This is a genomic window from Microcoleus sp. Z1_B2, from assembly GCF_036700325.1.
In the GTDB taxonomy this organism is placed as follows: domain Bacteria; phylum Cyanobacteriota; class Cyanobacteriia; order Cyanobacteriales; family Microcoleaceae; genus Microcoleus.
The window spans coordinates 1-11,431 of the sequence record NZ_JAUBOQ010000058.1 but is presented as its reverse complement, the minus strand read 5'-3'; the positions used below and the strand labels follow the sequence as shown (position 1 = coordinate 11,431).

Here is an 11,431-nt window from a genome sequence, read left to right as displayed (position 1 = left end):
CGATGACGAGGAAGAAGCAGTCTCCGACTTCGACATGGGCGATGACGAGGAAGAAGCAGTCTCCGACTTCGACATGGGCGATGACGAGGAAGAAGCAGTCTCCGACTTCGACATGGACGATGACGAGGAAGAAGCGGTCTCCGACTTCGACATGGACGATGACGAGGAAGAAGCGGTCTCCGACTTCGACATGGACGACGATGAGGAAGAAGCCTCGGCTTTGGACGGTCTCGGTCTAGAAGACGATGAGGAAGACGCCGTATCTGACTTTGATATGGGCGAAGATGAGGAAGACGCCGTATCTGACTTTGATATGGGCGACGATGAGGAAGACGCCGTATCTGACTTTGATATGGGCGATGACGAGGAAGATGAAGCCTTGGCTTTGGGCGGTCTCGACCTCGGCGATGATGACGAGGAAGATGAAGCCTCGGCTTTGGGCGGTCTCGACCTCGGCGATGACGAGGAAGATGAAGCCTCGGCTTTGGGCGGTCTCGACCTCGGCGATGACGAGGAAGATGAAGCCTCACAATTTGGGACTTTGACCTCTGGAGATCTCGAATCGGGGATTTCCGATCCGTTTGGGGAAGAAGATGCAGAGTTTGTCGCCGAAGAAATACCCGATCCTTTTGGGACAGCGACCTCAGATGACCTAGACATGGATCTGGGCGACTTGGACGATGACGGTATTGACGATTTCTCTGTATCTGATGACGATGACCTCGACGATCTCGGACTCGACGATCTGGGGGAAGCAACTACCGGAGATCCAGATGAAGATGATTTAGATGCTCTAGATCTCGGTGATTTGGATTCCGACGATGAAGATGAAGAAATTTCCGGCTTTTTATCTGATTTTAAGTGAGGTTGTTGCGATCGCCCGCGTCTCTTCTAGTCTTGAAGTTTCCCGCTCTATTTGTGAGTTGTGAGTTGCGAGTTGTTAATTTTTAATTAGCTCCAACTCACAACTGCCAAAAGGCTTTTTGCCTTAGCGAGTTGAAGTAAACTAAATCCCTGCTGTGAGGGATTGTATGCCCTCGCGCAGAATTTTTTAGCCAGAATTTTGGATGCTGCGGCGGCTGCGGAAATATTGAGTTTGCTGCATCTATTTTTCAGAGAAATTACGCCAAAACCAGGTATTTCTATTATTGTTCGCTGCTTCAGCGCGATCGCACTTTCACAGGTGTTTCCTCGCCACTGCGCCTGTTCGCGTTCGAGAGGAAAAACAACCTGAAAAACCACTTATGCTTGTCCGCAGCAAGAGATGCGATCGCAAAATCCAGGTGTTTCCTCGCTCCGCCGCAATTCCTGTTCGAGACGAAAAACAATTTAAAGGGAGAAGATTTGAGATATGACTGCTATTACTACTAATGAACCGGAAGCTTTAAACTTTGAATGCGAAACAGGCAATTATCACACTTTTTGTCCGATTAGCTGCGTAGCTTGGCTTTATCAAAAAATTGAAGATAGTTTTTTCTTGGTCATCGGTACTAAGACTTGCGGCTATTTCTTGCAAAACGCCATGGGCGTGATGATTTTTGCTGAGCCTCGCTATGCGATGGCTGAGTTGGAAGAAGGGGATATTTCCGCTCAGTTAAACGATTATGATGAGTTGAAGCGGCTGTGTTTGCAAATTAAGCGCGATCGTAACCCCAGTGTAATTGTCTGGATCGGCACTTGCACCACCGAAATCATCAAAATGGATTTGGAAGGGTTAGCGCCGAAACTCGAAGCAGAAATTGGCATTCCCATCGTCACAGCGCGCGCTAACGGCTTGGATTACGCTTTTACTCAAGGGGAAGATACCGTTTTAGCAGCGATGGCTGCTAAATGTCCTGAGAAAGCGCCCGTGATGGAATCTCAGAAACAAGAACGCAATGCTATCTCTCAACTGCTGAATTTCGGCAAGAAAAAAGAGGAAGTTGCAGCAGATGAATCGGAATATGTCAAGCACACACCGCTGGTACTTTTCGGTTCTTTGCCCGACCCAGTTGTCACTCAGCTAACTCTAGAATTGAAGAAGCAAGGAATCAAAGTTTCCGGTTGGCTTCCTTCCAAGCGCTACACTGAATTGCCAGTCTTGGAAGAAGGTTATTATGTATCTGGCATGAATCCGTTCTTGTCGCGTACTGCTTCTACGTTGATGCGCCGCCGCAAGTGTAAGCTAATTGGTGCGCCATTCCCGATCGGCCCTGACGGAACTCGCGCTTGGATTGAAAAGATTTGCTCAGTGTTGGGAATTGAACCAAAAGGTTTGGACGAACGGGAAGCGCAAATCTGGGCAGGTTTGGAAGATTACCTGCAAATAATTCGCGGTAAATCTGTCTTCTTTATGGGAGACAATTTGCTGGAGATTTCTTTAGCACGTTTCTTGATTCGCTGCGGCATGACTTGCCCGGAAATCGGCATTCCTTACATGGACAAGCGCTATCAGGCGGCTGAATTGGCTTTGTTAGAAAAGACTTGTCACGAGATGGGAGTTCCTACTCCTCGGATTGTGGAGAAACCAGACAATTACAATCAGTTGCAGCGGATTTACGAGCAGAATATTGATTTGGTGATTACTGGTATGGCTCACGCTAATCCTTTGGAAGCGCGGGGAATTAATACTAAGTGGTCTGTTGAGTTTACTTTTGCTCAGATTCACGGCTTTGGTAATGCGCGGGATATTTTGGAGTTGGTGACTCGTCCGCTGCGCCGGAATAATTCGCTGAAGGATTTGGGTTGGGGTAATTTGGTGAAGAATGAAGCGAAGATTTAATTTCTGAATTACACCTGATTCATAGGGAGGGTGGGCAATGCCCGCCCTTATTTATTAGAATAGTATAAGCATCCATAAAAATTTATGGGCAAGTTAGGAAAACTGGTAGAACAATTTTTAGCAAATCCACCAGAAGTGCGGTTTGACGATGTGTGCTATATCCTAACTGCTTTTGGGTTTGAAGAAAAGGGATCGAAAGGAAGTCACCATTCTTTCCGAAATGCCGATGGATTAAAGATTACAGTCCCTAAAAAGGGCGGTCAGAAGGTAAAAGGAGTCTACGTTAAGCAAATTGTGGCATTATTGAAGTTAGAGGAATGGAGCGATGAATCAGAAGATGAAAGTCAAGCTTAAATCCCTAGATTATTACTTGAGCCTGAAATATCCTATCAATTTTTATCCAGAATCAGAAGGTTATACAGCTATAATAAAAGACCTTCCTGGCTGTATGTCTCAGGGTGAAACCTTGTCCGAAGCGATGGAGAATATTCAGGAAGCTAGGGAATTGTGGATAGAGACTGCTTATGAGTGCGGCGATGAGATTCCTTTACCTGCAACCGAGGTTGAGTATAGTGGAAGTCTATCTTTACAGATTCCTAAATCTCTACATTTGAGTTTAGCAGAAAAAGCGGAAAAGGAAGGAGTTAGTCTTGACCAGTACATTCTGCTTGTGTTAAGTAAAGCAGGCTAAAATATAATCAGATAAGGATTATCAAGTTTGAGGCACGCTTCAAGGGCGATTCCCTGCGGGATAGCTTCGCTTCACGCTTTTTTATTTTTTTATGAACCGCTAATGCAGGCAGATTAACAAAGATTAACGCGGATGAAGAGTGCGATCGTACTTTTGAATCCATCCCCTGTGGGGTAGTTTCGCTCGCGCGCACTTTTCCCCTGCCTTTCCAGAATCCCAGGCTACACGCCCGCAACACGATCGCAAGTACGATCGCCTATAATCGAAACTAGCCCAACTCTCATCAGTTGAGAAACCGCCATGAGTCAAGACAAGGAAGAAATTAGCTATTCAGAGAAAACAGAACGTCTCAGAGTTATCGGTCAGTTTATCAAAACTGTGACACCGATGATTTGGACGATCGTAATTCTAGTAGTCATCATTCCCCTATTCGGTAACTTTCTAATTTCCCAGTCACTAACAAATACCGGAACCACAGCAGTTGTAGTCTCGCCGCCACACGATTTCAGCAAAGTCAACCAAGACATAAAAAACGCCATCCAAAAATCCCATATAACAGCCGAAACTTTCGCCTCAAAAGAGTTGGACAAATGGGAAACTGAAGTAATCGCGCGGGTTGACAATAGTTTCCTCGATTGGTACTTTGATTACTTCACTCAAAAAAAGATGGAGTTTACCGTACCTTTTAACTTCGTGAAATCTGCCGTACTCAACAGATTTGATATGACAGCAGCATCTCGTGCTGTTTCCGAAAAATTAACCGAAGACTTTCAAAGAGAATTTGCTAACCGCGTGCTGGTACCCAAAAACGCTCAACTGCGATTTCAATTAATCACTCAAGATACTGCTAATTTGTATATATCAGAAGTTAGCAAAAATGTGAAAGTAGTTCAAAATAATTATAATATACCGCAAGTACAATGGGACAAATATCTGAACGATATTGCCACCACAATTAGCGACAAAGGAAACGTCTCGAATTTATCATTAAAAGTATTAGTTGGCGGCAGCGGCTACTTAATTGCTAAACCCTTAATTTTGGGAGTTGCAACTAAAGTTGGCAGCAAAGTTACGGCAAAAGTTGCCAGCAAAGCCGCCGCCAAAATGGCAACAAAAACAGGCGGTACAGTTGCTAGTCAGTTGGGAGTAAGTTTAATAGATCCGATTGTCGGCATCGGAATTATCATTTGGGACTTGTGGGATTACAATCACACAGTCAAAGTAGAAAGACCGATTTTGCGGGAACACATTGTAGAATACTTGAAAGATGTCAAAAAGTCCCTCCTCACAAATCCTGAAAGCGGAATCATGGCAGCAATTTATCAGTTGGAAAGCGGTATTTTGAAGTCACTTTAATCATTGAAATCCCGTCTGAATGATGTGTGTAAATCCCCGAAAAGTGGTAATTCCACTACAAGAAGGAAAGGGGGTAGACCATTAGTTAGTGCTAGCAGCGCGCGAGCCGACTCGCTACATGAGCGCGATCGAACACCCGACTGTGGGCGATCATCGCGCTCATGTAGCAAAAAAAGAGAAAAAAATGAATGTTAAATGAGGCAAAAAAAGAGAGGATGTTGGGAGAAAAAGAATAGTTGCACAACTATATTTGCCCTAAAAAGATATCCCTTAATGGACGATACAACAAGGTTTTAGACTCATCTTACACGGATTAAGTTGTCGCCATTTTTTTAAAATTAGCTGTCGATTATGACTTGTGGCATTTACAGCAGAAGAATTTAAAAGCTCGGATTGACAGGGTATAGTTCGGGGGGGAGTGCGTTTTACCGATGAAGCTCTACGGCGAGGTTTGTAGGGATTTTCTGAAGTATTTGACGGAGTTGTTTTAGTTCAAAAAGGCATAACTTCTCAGCCGGAAGTTTTGTCGGCTTGGCCGAAATTGCGGCCAGAAACCGCACTGTTGACGAAATAGCCGAAAGCCAAGGATCGAGTCGGCAGTTGCGATCGCCCCCTTAAACTAGAATCAAGTAAAATTGCAAGTATTGGTCGATCGACCCCTCCTTACTCGACTATATTTGGATTCAAGGTTTGCTATACTCCAGAAATATACACATATTAACCTTTGGAAAATCAATAGGCCGGAGCTATGACATCCTATGCAACCTCTACAGCAAGAGCCGAGATGAGTGAGATCCGGCGCTTGAAAAACATACTGCCCCCAGAACTCCAAAGTTGGGTAACAGTAGAAAAAACAATAGAAGTTAATCCTACCCTGATCCGCAGCGAAGAAATAGGCAAAGACCAGGTAGAAATCCAAATAGACCTGATCCGCTGGGAACAGCTAGCAATGGATCAGCGGAACCTCCTATTTTGGCACGAAGTCGCCAGAATCCAAAACGACACCATTCCCAGAGACGGTTGGGAAATGGCAGCCCTCGCCATTGGTTTAGGCGGCGCTGTCGGCGAACTTTGGGTGCAAGACGGCTTGCTGCTGTTACTAGCCCTATCCCTGTGCGGCGTCTCCGGCTGGAGACTTTACCAAAAAAACAACGGAGAGAAAAGTTTAAAAGAAGCAATAGACGCCGACGAAAAAGCCCTCGCCCTAGCCACCCGCTTCGGCTACACTCTCCCAAACGCCTACAAAAGCCTCGGCAGCGCCTTAAAAACCTTAATCGAACAAACCTCCAAAAAACAGCAGCGGGCTAAATACGAAGCTCGTCTCCAGGCCCTCAAACGCAACGCAGCCAAAGCCAAAGCCAAAGTCAAACCCATCACCCGCGAAACCTCTCAGTCAGAAAACGTCTACAATTCTTAAGCTCATCCCCCCGACGCTTGTTACGGGGGTTTTCCAGTTAACCGTTAACTGTTGACTTCGGTGTTAGCTGTTAACTGTTAACTGCGATGGCTATCCGGTGCAAGACACGCACCAAAATGATTAACGACAAGATTAATCGGCCTGAATCCACAAAAATCTTGATTCCGATGTCAAAGTTTGGCCTCGACGATGTTCAAAAATCTTTAGGCCAAAACTGGCACTGGTAGACTTAAGTCTATTTTTGCCTTTGATATCATTCTCGGTGGGCGAGTTGGCAGGCATTTTTGTAAAGTTTGTATAAAGCTAGCCTTTTGTTAACCATAATATTTGGTAAAGGTGGAGCTGCTAGGACAGAATAGGCTAAAGACATCAGCTTGAAATTTGAAACCAGGACTTCATGGTCAGTCAAACCCCAGAGGCAGATTTTCGGGTAACGTACTCGGACGAGATTCCCTCAGTTCACATACCCGTGCGCTTGAGCGTACTTGAAGCCGTAAACTTCAAGACAACCTGTCAGCAACTTTTTTCGGGCAGCACCGTTCCCAGCAAGATTGTCCTAGACTTCAGTCAGACGACATTCATCGACAGTAGCGGGATAGGTGCTTTAGTCAGCAATCTGAAATTTGCCAAACAGCGAGAGAGTGACTTGGTGCTCCGAAGCCTCAAGCCGCAGGTGATGGCAGTATTTGCTCTCACCAGCCTAGATCAAGTGCTGACGATCGAGCAGCCATCTCCAACCTCAACTCCCACAGAGACCAAGCCCTCGGACAATCAGCTACCGATGACCCACCCTTCAGTGCAATCGTGGGTGAAGCGGCTGATAGATATCGTTGGGGCAATCGTCGGTTTGATAATTACAGGAATTTTGCTCGTACCCATAGCTGCCGCCATCACTATCAACGATCCAGGCCCGATATTTTTCGGTCAAACCCGCTGTGGCTGGATGGGCAGACAATTTCGGATTTGGAAATTTCGATCGATGTGTACCAACGCCGAAGCTATGAAAGCCCAAATCAAAAACCAGGCTTCTGGCGCATTTTTCAAAAATGACAACGACCCGCGGATTACTAAAGTCGGGCGCATCTTACGCAAAACCAGCCTCGATGAACTGCCGCAGTTTTGGAACGTGCTCAAAGGCGAAATGAGTCTAGTCGGCACCAGACCGCCTACCCCAGACGAAGTTGAGCGCTACGAAGTCCCTCAGTGGCAGCGTTTGGATGTCAAACCCGGGATGACAGGGGAATGGCAAGTCAACGGTCGCTCTCAAGTCCGCGATTTTGAAGATGTCATCCGTTTAGATTTAAAATACCAACAAAACTGGAGCTTGATGTATGACTTGAAACTAATTGTTAAAACTGTAACAGTCCTGTTTAACAAAAATAGTGGCGCTGTGTAGGAACCCTCAACAACCCACCGCTGAACTTTGAGGTGGTGTTGCCGACGGGGGGCGGGAACTCGAACTCGATACTTAGTCAAGCAGACGATCGCTAGCGATACCTAGGTTAGCATTAAGTGTTAAAATTCACACGCCCAGAAAATGCACAGCTAGTTGCCAGCTCTGCAATCAGAGCATTAATAATTAGCAATTGACGAGTTCGAGTCATACTCGAATGATCCCAGCATGATTTTCGAGGACGAGAAGAACTCACCTGTGTTTAGAAAAGTAGCGACTGCTAACACAGTCGAAGCTTAAATCACTGCCTCCCAAGCTGACTCGGAAATTTTCCCTATTTAAACGCCCTACCGAGGCGGGTTACAGTATCGGAAGTCTCTCATTTGCTGTGCGAGTAAATGGTGCGAAAGGAATGCTCACCTTGAGGCAAAACGGGCTTCTTCAACTCAAGCTTGACTTAACTAATATGTTGCCAAGACCTTGCCCTCCTTTTTCTCTCCCTCCGGCGCTGAGTACAGCGGTGGTGGGGGCCGACCTGGGGGAAGAAAGATGAAAGACAAGCAACCAAAGGCCGAGTGGCACCTGCAGGTTGAAACAGACCTGAATGCTTTAACATCCGTTTTGGAATGGTTGGAGAATATCGTTTTGCCCATGATACCAGCGGATTTTTGGTGGCAGTGCCGACTGATAATCAACGAAGGCTTTACAAACGCTGTCCGCCACGCTCACCAGAACTTGCCCTCCACAACGCCCATAGACATTGAGGTAAAAGTGTTTGCCGATTACTTAGAAATTAGGATTTGGGACAGGGGTCAACCCTTCAACTTAGAAGCAAAGCTGCACTCGATTATGCAAGAGCAGCGCGATCCTTTGGACAGAGAAGGAGAAAGGGGACTGGTGTTCATGTACAAGCTCACAGACGACCTTCGGTATATCCGTACCGACGATCGCCGCAACTGCCTGGTAATGCGAAAAAACATTAGCTGAGGGCGCGATACCCGCCCGGTAAGGGCGGCTTCTTTCGCAAGCAGTGGAAGATCCCCTCGCTCCCTATTGTCCTACCCGGAACCCAACCACATCGTCTGCAATTGTGCGGGTGCAGGCTCGATGCACGCGACTGGAGGACAATTTGCTTCAAAATAAATATTATGCGTATTCTAATTTATTCCTATAACTACTATCCAGAGCCGATCGGCATTGCCCCCCTGATGACAGAACTAGCGCAAGGCTTAGTCAAGCGCGGCCACCAAGTCCGAGTCGTCACAGGAATGCCCAACTATCCGCAGCGGCGGATTTATCCGCAATATGAGGGCAAATTTTACCTCACCGAAGAACACAACGGCGTCACAATTCAGCGCAGCTATCTGCGCGTCAACGGCCCCCACCCCAGCCTCCTAGACCGACTTGTGCTAGACGGCAGTTTTGTAGTCTCCAGCGCCGTCCAAGCCTTCAGAGGCTGGCGTCCCGACGTGATTTTCTCGACAATGCCCCCTTTACCGATTTGCGTCCCAGTCGCCTTTTACGGCTGGATTCGCGCTTGCCCGATCGTCCTCAACGTTCAGGATATCGTCTCAGAAGCAGCCGTGCGCGTCGGCTTGGTCAAAAAAAACGGACTGCTAGTTGGCATTGCTGACGCCTTAGAAAAATTTGCCTACAACACAGCCAGCCAAGTCAGCGTCATCGACAGCGGTTTTGTCAAAAAATTGCACTCTCAGGGAGTACCCCCGGAAAAAATAGTTTGCGTTCCCAATTGGGTTGATGTCAATTTCATTCGGCCCTTACCCAAGGAAAGTAACTCATTTCGAGAAACTCACAAACTCAAGGGCAAATTTGTCGTTCTCTATGCTGGCAATATTGCCCTAACTCAAGGCTTGCAAACAGTTGTCCAAGCAGCGGCTCGTTTGAAACACATAACCGAAATTGCTTTTGTAATTGTGGGGGAATCAACAGCACTGGCGCGCTTGCAACAAGATTGCGAAACTTACAAAGCTAATAATGTAATGTTGCTACCATTTGAACCGCGAGAAAAATTGCCGGAATTGTTAGCTGCTGCTGATGTTAGTTTAGTCGTACAAAAGCGTCGCGTTACTAACTTCAATATGCCTTCAAAAATTCAAGTAATTCTCGCCAGTGGTCGGGCAATTTTGGCGTCGGTTCCCGAAACTGGTACGGCCCAGAAAGCAGTGCAGCAAAGCGGTGGCGGGGTGGTGGTAGCGCCGGAAGATCCGCAGGCTTTGGCTGATGCAGTTGAAGATTTGTACTTGCACCCCGCTAAGGTGGATGCGTTGGGCGAGCAAGGCAGAAGTTATGCTGTAGAGAATTACGGATTTGAGGAAGCTTTGAATCATTATGAAGCTTTATTTGCGGCGGTGGCAGCGAGTCATGGTGAGAAAATATTGGAGCCTTTGCCGAAATGATCGCTAGGGGCGATCGCTCCGGTAAATGAAATCGATCCAGTTGACAAGATAAAATTAGTAAGATGGGTGTAGAATAGCAACTTAGGAATGAAAAATCAATAAATTGATGAGTTATCGGTTATAATGAATATAATAAAAAAAGTGTGAGATTACAATTTTCACTCCTAGACAGATAGACTCACAACAGATTTTTCTCCTTAACTATTCTAATTGACTTTTAAACTCATGTTTTATTTAATTCAATTGACTCATAAATGATAAAATTTTATAAATCATTATCAGAAAAGGATAAAATAAGGTATGCAGCTTTCTTAAACTCAAAAATTAGGGTGGGGTGGAATTAGCTATGTAATGCAACTTGTGGGATGCAGTCGAAATACCCTCATCAAGGGATTGGAAGATTTAGAAAAAATGGACGAACCGACACTCAATAGTTCCAGGATCAGAAAGAAAGGAGGGGGAAGAAAAAGTATTCTGTCTACTCAAATAGGCATTGATGCAGCCTTTTTATAACTTTTAAAAAATTCACAGCCGGATACCCGATGAATGAATGAATCAAAGAAACTAATTTGACGCATAAAGAAATAGCTTCTGGATTACGGGCGGCAGGTTTTACCATTAGTCTCCCGTTAGTTGCCAAACTATTAAAAAAGCATGGGTATGTGAACGAAAAGCTCAAAAAAAACAAACAATAGAAATCAATCAAAATCGGGACTATCAATTTAAAAAAATTGCTAGACTTCATGCAGAGTATAGAGAAGCCAGCAATCCTATCCAACCGTTTTGATACCAAAAAGAAAGAAATTTCAAGAATTTTGTATCGTCTGAGAACTCTCTATACAAAGGAACCTGTCACTACTTTCGCTCATGATTTTTGGAGTTTAGGTCACGGCAAAGTAATTACCCAGGGAATTTATGATTGTTAATAAAATCGAGGATAGATAACATTAATAAATAGTAAATATACCAGTTAATTAGCCTGTGACTCTTTAAAAAACTGGTAGGATAATTATGGTAAAGCTACCTAAGCTGTGGAGCATTTAAACCAGTAACGAGGCTTGTATGGTGCGTCAATAGATTTTAGATTTTAGATGAAAGAATTGACCCCACGTATAAATGCGGGGGCGTGAGGGTTTTCGATTTGAGATGCTTTCGATTGATTCCACGGATAAATCACGTGGCGGGTACCATAAAAAAATTCGTTGTCAGGAGTGAACACTTACGCGCTTATGCGGGAAACACTTCTGTAATGACGCACCTTACCTGGAGCGTTAATGGTTTAAATGCTCCACAGCTTAGGAATGAGAATTAAATAACTACCACTCTTGAAAGTGGGATGGGCGTCCCGCCCGTCCAAAAAGGACGGGCGGGACGCCCATCCCACAATAACAATTAA

The 11,431-nt window shown here is 45.4% G+C and carries 9 protein-coding genes and 1 pseudogene; 9 read left to right on the top strand and 1 reads right to left on the bottom strand.

The window, feature by feature from the left end:
* Window positions 1–865 (top strand): annotated as a pseudogene (locus QT984_RS25675) (DUF5331 domain-containing protein); the annotation flags it as partial.
* 86 nt (window positions 866–951) lie between these two features.
* Here QT984_RS25675 and QT984_RS25670 read toward each other — a convergent pair.
* Complete coding sequence (locus tag QT984_RS25670; RefSeq protein ID WP_333056570.1) at window positions 952–1,242, bottom strand: hypothetical protein; 291 nt, start codon at window positions 1,240–1,242, stop codon at window positions 952–954.
* A gap of 109 nt (window positions 1,243–1,351) precedes the next feature.
* Here QT984_RS25670 and QT984_RS25665 point away from each other — a divergent pair, with 109 nt between their 5' ends.
* The 8 genes from QT984_RS25665 to QT984_RS25630 all read left to right on the top strand — a co-directional run bounded on the left by QT984_RS25665 (window position 1,352) and on the right by QT984_RS25630 (window position 10,035).
* Entirely contained in the window at window positions 1,352–2,761 is a 1,410-nt protein-coding gene (locus QT984_RS25665) for a ferredoxin:protochlorophyllide reductase (ATP-dependent) subunit N (protein ID WP_333056572.1), read from the top strand.
* 84 nt (window positions 2,762–2,845) lie between these two features.
* A complete protein-coding gene (locus QT984_RS25660) occupies window positions 2,846–3,115 on the top strand; it encodes a type II toxin-antitoxin system HicA family toxin (protein ID WP_333056573.1) in 270 nt (89 codons plus the stop codon).
* Window positions 3,087–3,452 (top strand): type II toxin-antitoxin system HicB family antitoxin, encoded by a 366-nt coding sequence (locus tag QT984_RS25655; RefSeq protein ID WP_333375212.1) that lies wholly within the window; start codon window positions 3,087–3,089, stop codon window positions 3,450–3,452. Before QT984_RS25660 ends, QT984_RS25655 begins: the two co-directional genes overlap by 29 nt.
* Before the next feature lie 300 nt (window positions 3,453–3,752).
* Window positions 3,753–4,808, top strand: coding sequence for a hypothetical protein (locus QT984_RS25650; protein WP_333056575.1), 1,056 nt, complete (start codon window positions 3,753–3,755; stop codon window positions 4,806–4,808).
* Between the two features lie 748 nt (window positions 4,809–5,556).
* Window positions 5,557–6,225, top strand: coding sequence for a DUF3318 domain-containing protein (locus tag QT984_RS25645; RefSeq protein WP_333056576.1), 669 nt, complete (start codon window positions 5,557–5,559; stop codon window positions 6,223–6,225).
* A 397-nt stretch (window positions 6,226–6,622) separates the two neighbouring features.
* Window positions 6,623–7,621, top strand: a complete 999-nt coding sequence (locus tag QT984_RS25640) for a sugar transferase (protein WP_333056577.1) — start codon at window positions 6,623–6,625, stop codon at window positions 7,619–7,621.
* Between the two features lie 546 nt (window positions 7,622–8,167).
* Window positions 8,168–8,605 (top strand): ATP-binding protein, encoded by a 438-nt coding sequence (locus QT984_RS25635; protein ID WP_333056578.1) that lies wholly within the window; start codon window positions 8,168–8,170, stop codon window positions 8,603–8,605.
* A 161-nt stretch (window positions 8,606–8,766) separates the two neighbouring features.
* Window positions 8,767–10,035 carry a WcaI family glycosyltransferase gene (locus QT984_RS25630; RefSeq protein WP_333056580.1) on the top strand — a complete coding sequence of 423 codons (1,269 nt, stop codon included), beginning with the start codon at window positions 8,767–8,769 and terminating at the stop codon, window positions 10,033–10,035.
* Window positions 10,036–11,431: the final 1,396 nt, after the last annotated feature.